General features: G+C 47.3%; 17 protein-coding genes. 1 reads left to right on the forward strand and 16 read right to left on the reverse strand.

The features are described 5' to 3' along the window. Positions 1-165 precede the first annotated feature (165 nt). The 9 genes from NZ848_RS17710 to NZ848_RS17750 all read right to left on the reverse strand — a co-directional run bounded on the left by NZ848_RS17710 (position 166) and on the right by NZ848_RS17750 (position 8,448). On the reverse strand, positions 166-1,329 hold the full coding sequence (locus tag NZ848_RS17710) for a DUF1080 domain-containing protein (protein ID WP_259016637.1): 1,164 nt from the start codon (positions 1,327-1,329) through the stop codon (positions 166-168). 256 nt (positions 1,330-1,585) lie between these two features. Further along, positions 1,586-3,667: a hypothetical protein gene (locus NZ848_RS17715; protein ID WP_259016638.1), complete on the reverse strand. Its 2,082-nt coding sequence runs from the start codon at positions 3,665-3,667 to the stop codon at positions 1,586-1,588. Between the two features lie 35 nt (positions 3,668-3,702). Further along, positions 3,703-3,945 carry a hypothetical protein gene (locus NZ848_RS17720; protein ID WP_259016639.1) on the reverse strand — a complete coding sequence of 81 codons (243 nt, stop codon included), beginning with the start codon at positions 3,943-3,945 and terminating at the stop codon, positions 3,703-3,705. A gap of 53 nt (positions 3,946-3,998) precedes the next feature. Next, entirely contained in the window at positions 3,999-4,454 is a 456-nt protein-coding gene (locus tag NZ848_RS17725; protein WP_259016640.1) for a hypothetical protein, read from the reverse strand. A gap of 7 nt (positions 4,455-4,461) precedes the next feature. Continuing rightward, positions 4,462-5,319 (reverse strand): hypothetical protein, encoded by an 858-nt coding sequence (locus NZ848_RS17730; protein WP_259016641.1) that lies wholly within the window; start codon positions 5,317-5,319, stop codon positions 4,462-4,464. Between the two features lie 220 nt (positions 5,320-5,539). Next, complete coding sequence (locus NZ848_RS17735; RefSeq protein ID WP_259016642.1) at positions 5,540-6,535, reverse strand: porin family protein; 996 nt, start codon at positions 6,533-6,535, stop codon at positions 5,540-5,542. A gap of 148 nt (positions 6,536-6,683) precedes the next feature. Next, entirely contained in the window at positions 6,684-7,460 is a 777-nt protein-coding gene (locus NZ848_RS17740; RefSeq protein ID WP_259016643.1) for a LuxR C-terminal-related transcriptional regulator, read from the reverse strand. 259 nt (positions 7,461-7,719) lie between these two features. Continuing rightward, complete coding sequence (locus NZ848_RS17745) at positions 7,720-7,938, reverse strand: hypothetical protein (protein ID WP_259016644.1); 219 nt, start codon at positions 7,936-7,938, stop codon at positions 7,720-7,722. Between the two features lie 30 nt (positions 7,939-7,968). Further along, positions 7,969-8,448 carry an SRPBCC domain-containing protein gene (locus NZ848_RS17750; RefSeq protein WP_253523571.1) on the reverse strand — a complete coding sequence of 160 codons (480 nt, stop codon included), beginning with the start codon at positions 8,446-8,448 and terminating at the stop codon, positions 7,969-7,971. Positions 8,449-8,727: 279 nt separating this feature from the next. On the opposite strand from NZ848_RS17750, the gene NZ848_RS17755 reads away from it, so the two are divergent. Continuing rightward, positions 8,728-9,516, forward strand: coding sequence for an arylamine N-acetyltransferase family protein (locus NZ848_RS17755; RefSeq protein ID WP_259016645.1), 789 nt, complete (start codon positions 8,728-8,730; stop codon positions 9,514-9,516). Between the two features lie 26 nt (positions 9,517-9,542). Here NZ848_RS17755 and NZ848_RS17760 read toward each other — a convergent pair whose 3' ends face one another. The 7 genes from NZ848_RS17760 to NZ848_RS17790 all read right to left on the reverse strand — a co-directional run bounded on the left by NZ848_RS17760 (position 9,543) and on the right by NZ848_RS17790 (position 17,511). Beyond that, positions 9,543-10,517 carry an ATP-grasp domain-containing protein gene (locus NZ848_RS17760; RefSeq protein WP_259016646.1) on the reverse strand — a complete coding sequence of 325 codons (975 nt, stop codon included), beginning with the start codon at positions 10,515-10,517 and terminating at the stop codon, positions 9,543-9,545. 2 nt (positions 10,518-10,519) lie between these two features. Further along, entirely contained in the window at positions 10,520-11,221 is a 702-nt protein-coding gene (locus NZ848_RS17765) for a hypothetical protein (RefSeq protein WP_259016647.1), read from the reverse strand. A gap of 102 nt (positions 11,222-11,323) precedes the next feature. Next, positions 11,324-12,406: a hypothetical protein gene (locus NZ848_RS17770; protein WP_259016648.1), complete on the reverse strand. Its 1,083-nt coding sequence runs from the start codon at positions 12,404-12,406 to the stop codon at positions 11,324-11,326. A gap of 255 nt (positions 12,407-12,661) precedes the next feature. Continuing rightward, entirely contained in the window at positions 12,662-13,750 is a 1,089-nt protein-coding gene (locus NZ848_RS17775) for a hypothetical protein (protein WP_259016649.1), read from the reverse strand. A 313-nt stretch (positions 13,751-14,063) separates the two neighbouring features. Beyond that, the gene (locus NZ848_RS17780; protein ID WP_259016650.1) at positions 14,064-14,249 is read right to left on the reverse strand and encodes a hypothetical protein; all 186 of its coding nucleotides are present in this window, start codon (positions 14,247-14,249) and stop codon (positions 14,064-14,066) included. Positions 14,250-14,274: 25 nt separating this feature from the next. Then, positions 14,275-14,511, reverse strand: coding sequence for a hypothetical protein (locus NZ848_RS17785; RefSeq protein WP_259016651.1), 237 nt, complete (start codon positions 14,509-14,511; stop codon positions 14,275-14,277). A 36-nt stretch (positions 14,512-14,547) separates the two neighbouring features. Continuing rightward, positions 14,548-17,511 carry a phage tail tape measure protein gene (locus NZ848_RS17790; protein WP_259016652.1) on the reverse strand — a complete coding sequence of 988 codons (2,964 nt, stop codon included), beginning with the start codon at positions 17,509-17,511 and terminating at the stop codon, positions 14,548-14,550. Positions 17,512-17,608 lie beyond the last annotated feature (97 nt).

The raw sequence follows: 17,608 nt of genomic DNA on the forward strand, positions 1-17,608 counted from the left end.
AGTTCGCCGCATTCTACAAAGAAAATGGTTTAATACCCCATCGTTAGATGAGGAATTAAACCATTTTTGGTGTGTGGTATATTAAGCCTTGCCACTAAGTACACGATGGCCACACTATGTTTCACAATTTTCGTTAAAGGTTCACCATCATCAAACCATGCCTGATTACTTACTAAACTCCACTCCTTCCATGTTCTCCAGCCGGGCTATAATTCCCCAGCCGTAAAAATCGTTGGCCACCGCTATCAGCAGTTCGTTTTCTCCGGCTTTCAGGTTCAGGTCAACACGTGCATTTTGTACCGATATCCTGCCTGCCGGGTATTTCCGCATTGATGGCTGCAAAAACAGATTTTTGTCTACATAAGCCAAAGACCCGTTCAGAAACACCCACACCTCATCGCTGAAACCCAACTGCAGCATATTCTTCTGCGCCTCGGCTGTTTTAATGATAGCTCTCAGCCATACCACCCTCCGGTTCTCACTATTACCGTACTTCCGCGTAATATTAAGCAAACCCTGTCTTTCGGCCAGAATAGTCTCTTTAAAAACCTCCGGCCTGGGTATATCCATGTTCGTAACCTCTTGTTTGGCAGGCAGTTCAAGTGGGGTGGTCATAGCCCAGTTTCTGATGTACTGCGCGTCGTGGTCGGTCAGGTCGTGGCCTTCCATTGGTGGCAGGTTCTCGGTTATATCGGGCTTTACCTGCATGTTCCATACCGTCATGCCGCCATCAAGCGCGAGCATACCGGTGGTTGCATTGCCTTCCAGTTTGGGTATATAAAGCGTCGGGCGGTTCATGTCATTCACATACACCTTCATCTGCTTACCAGAAACCACCATTTTCAGGTGATTGGCCTTGCCTGCCTCAAACATGGCCGGTGCCTGATAATCGGGGTACATATCCCACATATTTACGCCCTTCAGTATGGGGCAATACTGCACGCCATCGTTGGCCGTGGGTGTTTTCGGCCTTGCCCTGATGTACAGAATCTCTACATCTTTGCTCTGCGCATCGCCATGAAAATAAACCGTCGGCGACGACCCCAGCGACATAGGTGCTTCGGGTTCGAAATCAAACTCAATGGTGCCGTTTGTAAAAACCGCCTCCTTCAGTAACACCGCCCCCTGGTTACCCTGCACAATACGCATGGCCGGGGTACCGTTCTTTTCAATAAACGTTACTTTACCTTCTTTAAACTGCCATTTATCGGCACTCATGCCGATGTGATAGTCTGGCACCGCAGGAGCCGCAGGCTGACTAACATTTTTTTTCTTTTGGGCAACTGCCATTGTACACAGGCCCAACAGCAACAAAACTAGTTTTTTCATAATTGATTTGTTCGGGTTTTAATTTTCACAAATAAAGAAAAACCCATTGTTTTGGCCTTGTTCAAGTACGTATCAAGTTGGTTCAAGTTCTACTTGTGGCCGGTACGTCGGTACGACGCATCCAGTCTGATAGCGTTGTAAGCCACTATGTACACTAGGTGTTCACAATGTTTCACAATAACGGCACCACACCCTCAAAAACTAAAAATTGCGAGATTCTCGCAAAATCTCGCAATTTTTACTTATCTGCCTGCGCTTAATATAACCGGCCCTGCCTGATTAACTTTACACTGAAATAGCTGGTTTTTTCTGGTGTTACCGTACCCGGAAAATTCACCTGCCCGCCAATGAAATAATCCGGCGAGTAACTGATGTCAATAATAAAAGCGCTATAAATATTCATAAACAGGTTGAAACTCATTACCGGTTTTTTGTCTGCTGCAAAGAACGACGGCCGCTCAAAATACACCGCAGGCCTGATGATGGTCTCGACATCGTCAAGCAATGAGTAAAAAGCTATGCCCCCGCCATATTTCAGCACATCGTACTTCAGGGTGCCTTTGCGTACATCGTCGGTGGCAGTAGTACCCCCGTTGGCGGCGTCGGCATCATACGTAAACGAGCCGTCTTTGTGCAGCCAGCCACCTTCGGCAAACAGCTTCCATTTGCTATCATGTTTCAGGCCCATCATTAGCGAACTCGTGCCGCCGTAGTCGCTGTAAGCGCCACTTTTACCGGGCGACAAAGCCGGAAAAGCCAGATTAAACAGCGGATTAATATGCCACGACACCCCCTTGTTGTTAAACAGCGTGGCCTTAAGCCCTACATGAAAAGTAGGCATGGCAAACTTCTGTATATAAGTTTTGTTTACCGCATACGCGCTGGTATTGTTGGTGTACATGGGCAGGTCTTCAATGCCCAGCCCCAGTTGCACTTTGGCAGCAAAAAACCGCTCAATATAGCGGTCTTTCATCGCAGACATTAAACCTACCGTTCCGGCTGCCATACCTGCAAACTGCGCGTTTTCTTCTTTATCTACTTTCTGCTGTTTTTCTACCCGCACTTTGCGTTCGGCAGTTTTTTTGGCTTCAAAAGCCTGTGTATAGCGTTCGTTGGCTATGCGGGCCTGGTCGGGGTCTTGTGCCAGACTTTTGGCCTGGTTATAATAAGTCATGGCGCTTTCATAATTACCGCTTTTCAGGGCATTATCACCATTCTGAATAGCCGCACTGTAACGGGCATACCTGGCTTCTTTTTCTTTTCTGATGCGCTCCTGCTCGGCCTCATAGCGTTTTTTTTCTTCCTCCTGCTGCTTCCGTAATGCCTCCTGCTGTTGTAGTTGCCGCTTTTCTTCTGCTTCTGTTTCGCGCATCTTGGCATTAATGTAGTTATTATGGGCATCGGCGGCTTTCATCTGCTCCTGCTGTTCTCTGGTTAAGGCACTACCACTCTGGCCGGAGCCGCTCTGGACAGAGCCGCTCTGACCGCCGCCACTTTGCTGGTTGGCGCTGGCATCACAAACCGACCGCCCGTTATTAATATACACCGCATTTTTTACCTGTATCGATTTAATCTTGTCGGCATCCATCTTATGATTAAACTCTACCGTACCGCCTGCCGCTATGTCGTGCGTGTTACCAAAATGCACTTTTCCGTTTTTATCAAGCAGGTTAAACTCAAACCGTACAGGGCTGTTATAAGAAGACCTCACCTGAAAATACAAATGCACCTGATAGTTCAGTGCATAACCCTGGTCTTTCAGGGTGCGGTACTCCAGCCCGGTGGCACAACTGCTGAACCCCTTCCAGTCTGACCACTGCGGCGATACCCTGGTGGTAGTAGTAGTTGGGGTTGGTTGTTGCGGTGCATCTCCTTCTACAAATTCAAATCCGTCAATTTTGTAAGAAATCACTTTAGGTCTGGTGCCTTTTTTTACAGATATTGAAGTGTAAATATAGCTTTCGCCTCTGGCCGGAACGTCGAATGATTGAATACCATTACCACGAACCATGCCTCCCCCAGCACTCCAGATACTGTTCCACACATTTTTATTTGTGGTTTGGGGTACATAGCCGCCGGGGGTGTAGGTACACCAGTCATTTTGAAAGTACACGTCAGGAAACCCAACAAACTTTATGGGCTTATCATTGGCGTTGGTAGCAGTTAATTTAATCTCATAGTTATCAAACCAGGTGTCGCAATCCTTAAAATAATGGTCACCTTTTGGTGTGATAGTCCACGTTACAGTAACTCCTTTATTACTATAAACAGTACCCTGAGCCAATAGCTCAAAACAAAAGCCTAGCACGAAAAGGAATAAAAAGCCACTTTTTTTCATGTTTTTTGAAAAGGGATATAAGGTAAAGGTTCAGTTTATAATCGTTCATTGTCAATTTTCAGCAGATGTAACGGTAGGTGGCAAAAGTGGTTGCTCAGGTAGATTTCGCCGGGCTTTCTGCACAGCATAGCCGGGAACCTCATTTTAGAAACAGGCAAAAACAAAATAAAGCCTGTGTTGGGTGTGGAAAGATCCTGTAAAAGGGGGTCATAGCAATGGGCCTGCCAATGGCTCAACCATATAAAACGGCCATAGGTAACCGTTTTATATGGTTGCATAACAAGTGGTTGGCCCGTTTATTGTTTCTGAAAACAGCGCTTCACGAAAGGTATTATTTCAGAATAGTATACGTACCGCTGCCAGATATAGTAGCAGCCGATGAAGCGGTTGCAAACTCGGTTACGTTAACCAGTAAAATAAATGAGTTTTCTCCGGTTTTGGTCAGCGTACCGTTAATGCTGGCAATCTGGTTTCCGTTTTCTTTCAGCACCAGCACATAGGTATTGCAACCCGGGTTGGTGGCCCATCCGTTGGCTATGTTAAATGTACCGGTTGCGGCAGTAGGCATATTGTAAATAACAATATTGGCTGTTGACATTATGGCCACATCAAAACCACCCTTACAGGTTTTGGAAGCTATGCCCTGGCACGCGCCCGAATACTTGATGTTGTTAAAAACAAATTCGCCTTTGGTTTCGGGTTCCACCTCTTTTTTGGTGGTGCATCCGGCAAAAGCCAGGCACACAACCATTACTGTAAGAACCGACCTGAGTAAAGATGGTATCATAGCTATTTTATTTGTTGATACTGATTGATAAACCAGCTATAATAGCCGGGTCGCCTTTGCTGACTTGTATTTCGGCAAAACCACCCAAACGCTTGGCAAAGTTGTATTTACCACCGGCGCGTGCAAGCACACCTAAATTACCACCCGAAACCTCAAACTCTTTGTAGTTAGACGTAGTTGAAGCATAAGCGTAATATAACGCCACGCCTACATAGGCCGCCGCCTTCCGTTTATCAATTTTCAGGGCCTCGTTCAGGTAATACGCTCCACCCAGAATACCCGTAAAAGCAGAAGTTTTCAATTCAATACCCGACTCCTTGATGCTGTTATAACCAATAGCCACCCCATAAGACAAGGCTATATTATTGGCCAGAAACCAGTCGTTCAAAGCCTGAATGGTAGGAATAGTTGCCTTGCCGATTGAGTTCAGCGCAACACCTGTGTAAGATACCCTGTCGGCATAGTTGGTAGGGCTTTTGGGTTGGGTCTTGTCTCGTGGAGTGTACTCAAACGGTGAGCCCTCTGCCGGGGTTCCGCCTGTTAAATCAATTTCCTGCACGTCTGTCGGGGCTTCTTTCCTTGTTTGGGTGGTTGCCCTGGCTTTGGTAGGTGTAGCAGAGGTTTCAGCAGTAATAAACTCTCTCTTGCCGTTCTGGTAGGTTATCATAAACACATCTTTTTTAGCAATATTGTAGATGGGGCCGGTCAGGTTGTCCCAGTCATTATATTTAATAAAATCAACGGTTATTTCAACCACTTTGGCTTTAATTTCAGACTTGTCGTTTTTAATGATAATGTCTTGTGCAAATAATAGCGAGGGCAAAAAGGCAAGCGCAAAAGCAAGTGTTAGTAGATTTCTTTTCATAAGGGATACGTTATCTGTTTTAAAGGGATTGGTTTTATGTTATAAAAAGTTTGCGGACATTTGGTAAGGTGGCATGGCACAAGCGTGCATCAAGCCCATTCGGGCAATTGAATTATACCGGCAAACTTAATTATTTACTAACTGGCAATAAATACCTAGCATTAGGTATTTTATTGCCAGTTTTAAAGCCTTGGCAGCTGAGAAACAGGCAGCAGCCCGCTTATTTTACAAAGCTGAAAGACAACCCGCCCAACATGTCGGGGTCGCCGTTGGTTATGTGGGCTTCGGCAAACAAGCCCAGCCGCCGGGTAATATTGATTTTTACGCCACCCCGGCCAAAAACACTCATGCTTGATGCCGACGTGGGGCGGTCTGAGATGTCAGACGTGGTGTAGTCGTAACTATATTTTACAGCGGCGCCTACGTAAACAGCCGCCCGCTTTTTGTTAATTCTAAACGCTTTGTTCAGGTAATAAGCCGCCCCAAGAATACCCTGAAAACCCCAGGTTTTAATTTGATAGCCCATGTCGTCAGCCGTATTGTAGTTAGCCCCTGCACCATAAGTAATGGCAATAGACGGCGACAAAAACCAGTCGTTGATAATCATTACCGTCGGGAAGGTCATCTGGTTGATAGCATTGGCTGATACCCCCAGATACAGGCTGTTGTCGGCAAATTTGGTAAATCCTTTTTGTTTGGTTACCTCAACAGGTGCAAAGGCATACTTTGAGGCCTCAGGGCTTGATGCCCCCGCCCGGCTGGTGTCTGGCTCGGCCATCACGTCATGCGGGGCATTGTCGGCTTCCTGTTCTTTTTCTGCATTCTCTGCATCGGCCGATTTGATAATCATCACCTCGGTTTTTCCGCGTTGCCAGGGGCTTTCTACCGGTTCGGTTTTTTCCTGCATTTCGGTTTTTTCAGTCATCCGGGCGGGGGTTTCTTCTTTTATGCTGCCCCTGGCCTTTACCTCATTTCTGGCATTAATAAACTCTCTTTTACCGTTCTGATACACAATCATAAAAACCTTGTTGCGGGCCAGGTTATAAATAGGGCCGGAGAGGTTGTCCCAGTCGCGATACTTCACGTAATCGTCGGTTATCTCAATCACTTTTGCTTTGGTTTCGGTTTTGTTTTTCTTAATGATGAGGTCCTGGGCGGTTAGCAGCAACGGCGCGCCTGCCATTGCTAACAGCAAAATAATAGTACTTTTCTTCATGGGGAACTTCGGAGTAGTTTTTCCTGATTGCGGGCGTCAGCAAACACCCGGCTTTTGATTTAATTAACTCAATGCAACAGTTTAAATTCAGCAAACATAAATAATTGCCCGAAGGCAAAAAATACCTGTACACAGGTATTCTGAAACGCTATATCCAACCCTGGTTAATTACCTTGGTAACCAGCTCAACAGGTGTTTTTACACGGGCTTTGTTCAGTATATTCTTGCGGTGGGTGTTTACGGTATGTAAACTCAAAAACAACACCCCGGCTATTTCTTTACTGCTTTTACCCTCCACTATCATTTTCAGAATCTCCTGTTCGCGCTCTGAAAACGGATTATTGCCCCCCGGTATCAGGGAATCGCTCTGGATATTATAATAAGACGGCTCCCCGTCCATCCCAATCAGCGAAAAACACGGCACCCCCTCACTTTTAATATGCGTAATGTCCGACTGCACATCCAGTGTCCGGTAGAAATTATTCGCGTCATAATCTATCTGTATGGCCTGATGCAGCACCCGTACGTAGCGGTTATCTTTGGCACGCAGCCTGATGTCATACTGCACTTTATAATTCTTGATTTTGTCGTAAGGCAGTGTCAGAAAAAACTCGGTTATACGCTTTTCAAACTTCAGGAAATACGGCATATCGTCCGGGTGAATGATACTCATATAAAACTCCAGGCTCATTTCGTCGGGCGTATAGCCCAGCACATCAATAATGCCCTCGCTCCACAATTCTACCTCAACCTTAAAAATATTGAACACAAAATAGTGGTAATTGCCCGGCTGAAAGATATTCAGCAATTGCTTATGAAAGGCCACCTGTACCCTTAAATCGTTGAAATCAGTTGAATCCTGGTCTACAACGGTGCTCCATATTTTTCTGGCCTCCAGATAGTAATTCTCGCGAGGTTTCTCCATTATTATTTAGAATGAACAGTTTTTGTCTTTTTACACCCCACATACAGCAAACATCATACAAGATTTTATGCAGGGCATACCAAGTTATTTTCTAAAAGTCCAATGCATCTGAACACAGAAAACAAGGTAATTTCAAACGCACCTTTCAGGTTGGCTAATATAAAATACTGTTATTTGAAACAGCAGATGAGAGGCTGGTAATATCTTCTCTCAATAGGTCAGACACAAAGTTTTTGATTTAATCTAAGGCAGTTATCCTTTACTTTTTGTAATTAACCGTAATAATAAGCAGAAATAGCCACATTGAAAAGCAGCCGATGCGTTTTTTCTTAAAACTCATCATTTTTGGTGATAAAACCTGCAAAAAACAGCCCTGCAGACCCGCCCGGCAGCATTTGGCGGCAAGAGGTATAGCAAAAAACCAGAAACCCTGCGCAGGCGCATGGCAGCGGTTTCTGGTAGGTAGAAAATTAGGCATAACCGGCAGGATTTGTAACACCCGGCCGGCTCAGGGTCTGGCAGTTTTTTCTTTAATGGCGCTCTCAAGCACATTCGGGTTGCCTTTGCCGGTGTTGATGTAAGGCACCAGGCTATGCAGCAGGTATTGCCGCCAGCCGCCGTAGCAATCGGTGTAGCACTCGCTTTGCGGCGTTAGCCCCTCATGCGTAAAGCTGATAACGGTATGGTCGCCCTCGGCCGAAAGGCTAAACACCACCTTTGTGCCTGTCCATTCATTTTTTTGTTCCAGAAAACTCAGGTGGCTGTCGGTAATCAGCCATACTATTTTTTGACCCGGCAGCAGCTCTGCCAGTTTTTGTTTTGAATAATGCACGTCTGCAAACCGAACCTCGAACTCATCGCCCAACTGAGACGAGCTTCCGCTGAAATCGTCAGACCACCACTGGCGCACCTCATTGATAGCCTGAAAGGTTTCCTGCGGTGGCTTGTTTACCACCAGCCTGAACGCCATGTTATTGTTTTCCATCATAGCCAATTTTGTTAGTATGCTACAAAGTTAATACCCTTTTAAGCCAAAACAGGGGTGCAAAACAGACATAAATAAGGGCTGAACAAGACAAATCGCGCCTGTCTCTCTGCGCATTACCTCAGCGTGCCGGCTTATACCCGGCAGGTCTTCATAGCATTTTAATACAGCATCTGCCGCTGTATTTCCGTTATGGTCATATATTGGTACACTTATTTTTGCTTTGTTTTTACAAAAAAACAGGCAGATACCCCGTGCCGCTATTGCTGAAAAATCGCACACATGAACGTACAATCTTATCTGAAACGCATCAACTTCCGGGCGGCCCCTGCGGCCAGCCTCTCCGTGCTCAGGCAACTACACCGGGCGCACGTGTTTCATGTTCCTTTCGAGAACCTCGACGTGCAACTGGGCGTACCCATCCGCCTGCACCTTCCTGCTATCTACAACAAAGTAGTAACAGGCCGCCGAGGCGGTTACTGCTACGAGCTGAACACCCTCTTTAACGAGTTGCTGCAAAAACTGGGCTTTGATACACAGCTTATATCAGCACGCATCTTGCATAACAAGCAGCCCGGCCCGCCATTTGACCACATGGCCCTTGTAGCCAATCTGGGTACCCGGTGGCTGATGGACGTAGGCTATGGCGATTTGTTTCTGGAACCACTGGAGCTAAAACCAGACGTGGTGCAGACCGACGGCTCCGGTTACTTTATGATTCGCCGGGCTGAGGATGGAGACTTCAGCCTCTGGATGTCGGCCACGGGTGTTAGTTATGAAGAAAAATACAGGTTCAGCCTGCAAGCGGCGCGGCTGGAAGAATTTGAAGCGCAGAACTTCCGGAAACAGACCTCGCCCGACTCTCATTTTGTAAAAAACCTGATTTGCACCCTGCCACTGCCTCAAGGCCGCAAAACGCTCTTCAACCATCGGTTTTTGCAGCGTACCGGAAACGAACGCAAAATGGAAACATTTGACAACACCGCAGACCTGCTTCAATGCCTGAAAACCGAGTTTGGTATTGAAACTTGTGGCGCGAACTTGCAGTTCGCAGCTTTGCAGGCGTTGTAAAACCTTCCTGCCATTGGCCCGCGGGTTTAAGACATGGTTCTTCTTTCTGGCGGAATAAAGGTTTTGGTGGCGGCCGGTTCGCGGCGGAAAGGCGCGAGCTGGTCGGGAGTCTGGCTCAGGAAATCAAACAAAGCCATTGAAATGGCGTAATTCATCTTGGTATCAAAAAAATTGTAGCCGGGGGTGTTGTTAATTTCAAGCATCACCCATTCGCCGGTGGGTGTTACCTTAAAATCTATGCCTGCAAAGAGCAGTTCTTCTTCGCGGCAGTAATCAATACATTTTTTCAGTAAGTCTGGTGGAATGTCTACCCTTTGGTATTGATTGCCCGAGGTATTGTAACGGTAGTCTACATTGGGCGACTCTATCTTAAGCGCCAGTGGCTGGCTGCCCAGCAGATGCAGGCGTACATCATACCCCCTGATGTGCCGCTGAAACAGCGACGGCACATGGTTAAGCTGATACAACTCGGCATAGAGTTTTTCGTCCAGTTCTACAGCTCTGGTTCTGATAGATGACGTACCCTTCGAAATCCAGTCGCCGTTGGGTTGCATTACATGCTTTGCCCGGGTGCCAGACCCGAAAATGTACGTTTCAGGCACAGAGAAACCGTAGGCCTGCAGCTTGGTTACATGGTGCAGCTTGGTGTAGTTTGAATTACCCGCGCAAGGCCGGTTAACCACCACCTTGTCGCAGAATTCGAGGTAATTATGCATCAGAAAAATAAAATTGACCATCCTCAGCACATGAGCTTTGTCGGCAGGCGTCTGATACAAACACCGCGCATAAATAGCGTGGTAATTGGCAAAGTCAAATTGGCGGTCGTCTATTTTCACCAGCAGGTCATCGGCGTCGTAAGACACCTGCACATCTGTGGCGGTTTCAACGTCTGACAGGTTCAGAAAATGATACTTATCGGCATCTGCCTGTTTTTGTTCGGCCAGCACTTTTACAAAATGCTCAATGGCTTTTTCGTTATGATACCCTATTATTAAAAACATAATCAGATTATTTCCTTTAATGCCCCGGCCAATATTCCGGAACTGACGTGCGCAAAACTTTCACTGATATTCAATACACACAGGTTGCCGTCTGTTACCACACAGCTTACGGTCAGTATGTCCAGCCCGCGTTGCCACATGGCTTTCCGGGTTTTTAAAATAAGCTCTTCGGCATGGCTGATAATCGGGCTGAAAACATCATTGTCCGGATAAACCCTATACCCCGTACGTGTAAGCAGCAGGTGAACCTGATACAGCGTTTTATCTGGCAGGGCCTGCGGCAGATTAAAAAGCGACGGGTGCAACTGCCAGCCCAGGCTTCTGAACAGAAACACCAGAAAATACCTGTTGGTAATGCTCAGGCTCATGTTCAGCACCCCGGCGTTAATCAGTTTATCGGTGTAGTTTTGCAGGGCAGATATCACCGAGGCATCCATCTCGCAATACTCAAACGTATGGGTTTTGTTGCTGGCTACGGCATTGCCGATTTCGGGTACCGAGGGTGTGTTGATAAAAAAAATCCTGTCGAACCGGCTGATGTTCCAGTTGAAAAACCTGATGTCGGTTTTACCATTGCTGTTCAGTTCAACAATACTGATATGCTCATGCCGGTGCACATCACAATAGTTAAGCCCCAGTTGCTCAAAGGCCTGCTTCACCTCTATGCCATCGGTGGCATTGCGCCGTATTAACAATACATTCATCTTTATTACCTGCGGTTTTAGGTGTCAATAGCCCTTGTGTTGGTATGGGTTGACGTTTAAAAAACCGGCCGGTACCCAAGCTGAGTACCGACCGGAAATACATTAAATTTTAAAAATACCGTCTATGGCATTTTTTGTGGCATCGGCCGCATCTTTGGCCGCGTTATCTGCCGAGTTCTTGGCCGAATCAGTGGCGTCTTTGGCTGCATCTGTGGCATCTTTGGCTGCCTTGGCTGCTTCGTCAGCCGCATCTTTGGCGCCATCGGCAGCATCTTTGGCCGCATCTTCTGTGGCTTTTATTCCTTCGTCGGCGGCATCTTTGGTGGCGTCGGTGGCATCTTTGGCCGTATCGGTTGTTGCCTTAAGGGCATCGTCTGCCGCATCTTTGGTGGCGTCGGCGGCATCTTTGGCTGCCTGTACGGCATCGTTATAAATATCAACGGTGGTGTCTGCCACATCTTTGGCTGCCTCTTCGGTGGCAATAATGGCGTCTGTCAGCCAGTTGGTTGGGGGCTGGTCTGCCGTGGTACCCATAAAGTTATAATCAATGGGCTGTGTGCTGCCATTCCATTTCTGCCCTATAAATATTAAATAGGGGTCTGCCACGCTGAAACTGATAATGGCGTTCTGGTCATTACCGCCGGTCTCAAACCACGAAACCTGAGAGGTTTGGGTAGTGGTGCCGTCTGAAAGCGTGCTGGTAAGTACCAGATACACATAATTGTTGATGTTTTTCGACTTATAGGTAATCGTTGGGCTGCTCACGGTCAGGGTGTCGTCTTGCTGATCCAGGCTTGTACCTACATAAGTATTGTATTTGGCGTTCCAGGCCGACACATCGGTGCTTTGTGTGGCATACATACCTGTAAAATTATTGGCCGACGGCAGCGCGGCAGTACCCGCAGCATATTTGCCGGTGGCTATCAGGCTGGCGGGCTGAAAATAAAACTTAAGCGCAGCAGACGATGCGTTGCCATCAGCAGCCTGCCAGCTGGCATCAATTACCACTATTTCATCAGCTGATGTTTCGGTTAAAAACACCGGATTTTTGATGGTTTCGCCGTTCACCACAATGCTGAAACTAACAAAGTCAACCATCAGGTAAGGGCCGCTGTAGTAGACTTTGGTTTCTAAATTTTGTAAATAAGTAATAAAATTGGCTTTGATTGAGGTATTAATTGCCATGGCTTTAAATGTTTAATTGTTTATAATAATTGAATTGAATGTTGCGCTACCAAATAAAAATTACCACTAAAAGCATAGGGCTTAATGGGTAATGAGCAGAAATACGCAAGCAGTTGACGTAAGCAAAAGCGCTTTCTTGTGTATTAGCCCGGCAATGCGGCGGCCTTTAGCTGCCCGTATTACCATGGCTCAATAAAAAACGGGTTTAAAGAGGTATCAGGCCGATGCGCTTAACGAGCATCGGCCTTTATCTAATTAAATTTTTGGTATTTTGGGTACTTTAGGTATGGGTGGCGGCGGCGGTATTGGAATACTGTCAGCCGCATTTTTAGCTGCATCGGCGGCATCTTTGGCGGCTTTTTCAGCTGCGTCAGCCGCATCCTTGGCAGCATCAGTAGATGCTTTTATGGCTGCATCGGCGGCATCTTTAGCCGCATCTGTCGATGCCTTTATGGCTGCATCGGTAGCATCCTTGGCAGTATCGGTGGCATCTTTGGCAGCATCGGTGGTGGCTTTAACGGCATCATCAGCCGCATTTTTGGCGGTATCGGTGGCCACTTTGGCTGCATTCCGGGCATCGTTGTAGGCGTCAACGGCGGTGTCCGTTACCTCTTTAGCGGCGTATTCAGCCTCAAGAATAAGATCACTCATCCAGTTGGAAGGGAGTTCCTGCGCAATTGAACCCGAAAAGTTGTATTCCAGCGGTTGTACATGGCCCGTCCAGGTCTGCCCGACAAATGAATTACCGTATTCAGTGCTTACGTAATAAAGATACGCGTTCTGCTTGTTATCGCCCGACTGAAACCACCAGGTCTGGTAGGTAGTGGTAGTAACGCCTTCGTCGTCGGTAAAGACCTGCGACAAATAAACGTGATTAAGGATGGTCTTAGACTTGTATCCCATGCCCGGGCCTTCTATCACCAGCACATCATCTGCCTTGTAGTCGGCGCCAATAAAAGTACTATAGGTGCCGTCCCACAGGCCAGACGGTGTTTCAGGGATGGCAATTAAGCCCGAAATATTATCAACCTCCGGCAATGGCGCGGCTCCTACGGCGTATTTACCACCCACAACCGACAAGCCTTCCATAAAATAAAACTCCAGCGCAGCCGACGAACCATTGCCATCGGAAGCCTGCCAGCTTACAGAAATCCAGACTAAGTCGGCAGTATCATAAACACTGGTAAAGGTGGGTTTAATAATGGCCTCACCGTTGACATAAACCTGAGCATGGCCAAAGGAAACCATCAACAATGGCCCCGGATAATAGACCTTAGTATCGGTTACTGCAAGGTCCTGAATACTGGTTGGGAAAAATGAAGCAGCTTGAATAACAATTGCCATAACGGGTAATGTTTAGATTTTAATAATTGAACAGAAATAAGTTTTACAGCAGTGTTTGAACCATACCTCAGGAACTGTTCGGTTCCCGGTGTACATGTAAAAGCACAGCAAAGCAGTTGACAAGAGCAAAAATTGTTTTCATATTAGTTTTTTGGGTATTGTTGCACAGCTAATGGTTAACCTGCCCGCATAAAGCCACACTGGCCGGGTTATTACAGAATAAGGGCATCCTCCACCGTTTGTTTCTTTGCCGGGTATGCCGCATTTGGGGCAACGTTTAACACCGGTATGGCTGCCCGATAGCTTTTCCGGCTTAGTAGCCGCCTGCATTTCTGAGTGAATCTTGCGCCTCTTTCATGGACTTCTCTAAATATTCGTTTGCATCACTCATCGCTTTTTGGGCTTCATCCAAAGCGTTTTTACGGGGCTTTGCTGGTATTGGCAGTGGTATGCCTGCATCCTGTTCGGCTGTTCTCGTGGCATTTTCGGCTTCATCCATCGTATTTTTGCCAGGATCTCCTGCTTCATTCAGGGGGGGTGCCTGTAACATTGAGTGTTGCCCTGATCGCATTTTCGGCTTCAGCCATTGCTTGTTTTATGGCATTATCTGCTTCACTTAAGGCATTTTTACTGGCGTTTATGGATGCCCGGTTCGCATTATTAGCTTCATCCATGGCGTTTTTGACTGCATTTTCGGCTTCTTTGGCAGCGTTGTTTATCGCCTCTCTGGCTGCATTGGCAGCATTGTCGGTTTCTTTCATATAAGTAAATTTAGTTTTGTATTGAAAATCAAATAACTACGGAATAATAGCATCCGCCGCCGACTTCAATGCCGAGTCGGTGGCATTTTTGGCGCTGTCAGCAGCGTTTTTGGCGGCATCTGCCGCATCTTTGGCTGCCTTCGCGGCTTCGTCGGCGGCATCTTTGGCCGCATCGGCTGCATCTTTGGCCGCATCTTCTGATGCCTTCAATGCACTGTCTGCCGCATCTTTGGCCGCATCAGCCGCATCTTTGGCTGCCTTTTCTGCCTCGTCGGCCGCATCTTTGGCGGCATCTTCGGTTTCTTTTATTGCGCTGTCTGCCGCATCTTTGGTGCTGTCGGTGGCTTGTTTCAGGGCATCATCGGCCGCATTTTTGGTGGCGTCGGCTGCATCTTTGGCAGTTTTTTCTACCCAGTTACCAGCGGTGTCAATGGCGTAGCCCAGTTCTGCCATTACGGCGGCCACTTCTGCTTCGGTGGCATTAAATGCCTCAGTAAGCGCCTGAGCCACCACATCGGCACTGTAGCCCAGGGCCAGCAGTATTTCGCCCACTACCTCCATGGTACTGCCATATACATTGACAAGGGCGTCGGCTATTTCGTCGGCCGTGTAGCCTGCATATTGCAGGGCGGCGGCGGCGCTGTCTTCAGCGGCGTTATAGGCTGTTACCAGGGTCTGGGTTGTAAGGGTCGACGTAGCGTTGTAAACGTCTTTCATGCCTTTGGCTACGTCGTTCAGGGCATAGGTGGTGCCTTTCAGCAGGTCGCCAACGGCTTCCGCACTTACACCATACACTACCTTAAAGCCTTCCATTACATATTCGGCGGTGTTGGTGGCCAGCACAATTACCCCCTGCGTTATGGCGTTTATCCAGGCGGCGGCATCGGCATACAGATTTTTGAAAAGCGATGTAACATTATCGATAATCCATTGATTGGCCATATTGATGATGTCTTGCAGGCTTTGGGTGTTGATATCCAGCGACAGTTCAGGGATATGGTAATGATAACCGGCGAAATTAAAACTGCCTACGTAAGTAAAGCGTATTACATTGGCGCTGGTATCAATCGTGAGTTCGCTGCTAATGGTTGATACAAAATGAATGCTGCCCAGATTAAACACATCAACCGAATCGGGAATCTGAATCATAAAATCGGCGCCATAAGTAAACGAGCCTGAAAAATACTGGTAGTTTTTTAGCACACAAGCCATTCTTGTGGTCAGTACAGATTCAAAATCAAGCTCGAAACTGAATCCACTACTGGTAACCGACGCCTCAACCGATTGCCGGCTGTCCAGAAACGCAATGGCGATACTGGCTACAAAGTATGGCGATGCAAACGTGCTTACCTCCATAACCGGCCCGCCTGCTTTAATAATTACCTCGGTGCCGGCGTTTTCAATAGCTATTTCTTCGGCTGAAGTTTCTGGCACCACATTGTTGCTGATGGGGTCTCCGGCCTCATTTACTTTTATGCTGATGGCCTGCCCGTTGCCTTTCAGGCTTAGTGGCCCAAGTTCATACGGCGACATGGTAATGATGCCGTTGACACCCGAAACAGGGTTGATGTCGAGGTCGCCATAGAAACCGAGCCCGAAGAAATCAAGATACCCGCTGAAACCAAACTCATATTTAGAAGTAGAGCCGTCTGGCAGTACCACCGGCTGGGTGGGGTTCTCCTGCCATACGAAAGACAGGTTTTTTACCGATACCGGAAAATCAATATTGAAATCGACGTCGGTAAAAATGGTTACCAGTTCGTTCAGGCTTATTTGTGATACATAAAAAGATATATAGAGCGGGTTCGGGATATCGCCGATTAACGCACAAACCACCGCAAAGCTGTTGTCTTCTACCAGTACGTTGTCTTCCGGCTTACCAATGGTAAACGACCCCTGCACGCCCAGCGAATACCCGATAATCGGCTGGAAAAACACACCCATACCCACGCCGAATGAGGTAAAATGAACCCCCTGAATAATAGGCGGAGTAAACAGCACAGAATTATCGCCCCTGATAACCACGCCGATATTGGCCTGGTCTGCACCGATTACCATCGATAAATCGGCATAGAAAGTTGGGTTGCTCCAGAGCTTGAATGGTATGGTGGCCTGTGCCATAAAGCCAACCTCGCCACTTTGCGGCGACAACGAAAAAGTAATGGCCGGATTACTGAGCGTTATATCTGTATTGGTCGCAACGGGTATCCTGATGGCATCAAGGCTGAAAGTGAGGGCAACCGTTACCAGATCCGGCGTTAAGGTATAGCTGAAACTGATGTTAACATGCACCACCTTTACGCTGTTAAAAGGCGTAATGGTAAAGATATTGGCGGCTATCTGGCTGCCGAAATATATATCTTCCATGTTTACATCACAGCTCAGGCTTACCAGGTTGCCGTTGCCATTCAGGGTGGTGCAGGTAAAACTACTGACGGGGAAATCGGGCAAGAGCGAGGGCCATTTAACTCCCATATAGCCAATCAGGCTTTTAAGGCTGTAAGCGGTATCGGCCGGAGACGTACCTGTATCGGCCGATAAAGCCGCCAGCACCAGTATATACGACACATACGTGCAGGCCTGATAATTGGCGGTATCTTCATAAAAAGCATCTATCTGGTCGGGGGTGGCGTTGCCTCCTTCGGTCAGTTTTGCAAAGCTGACCGACAGCGCATCGTTGGGGTTAGCGGCAATAAAGTCAAAGAAACTATAATTACTGGCTATTACGTCTGCATCGGCCTGGGTAATGGTAAAACCCTGCTGGCTGCTGCCGCCCTCATATACCATTCGTTTTACGGGTTTGTTCTGGTTGTCGTAGCAGATATAAACCGAGGTGAGGTCTGCCTGTTGATTGATAGCCAGCGTGCCTGAAGGTTCAATATGCCCCACAAAGCTGAGCCTGGCAATGTAATTGGGCTGGCCTGCGTTGGTGTCGTCAGTCGATAAATAGATACTAACCCCAGAAGAGAGGTCGTTTTTAAAACTGATAGAGTTTATCATAGCAAAAGTTTAGCAAAAGGCTTTATAAAAAACCCATACAGGGTTTTTCAGCCAAAATCAATTTTTTAGTAAGGAAAGGCAAAACGCATCTCGCACC

The sequence above is a fragment of the Emticicia fluvialis genome (genome assembly GCF_024793945.1).
GTDB classification, from domain to species: Bacteria; Bacteroidota; Bacteroidia; order Cytophagales; family Spirosomataceae; genus Emticicia; species Emticicia fluvialis.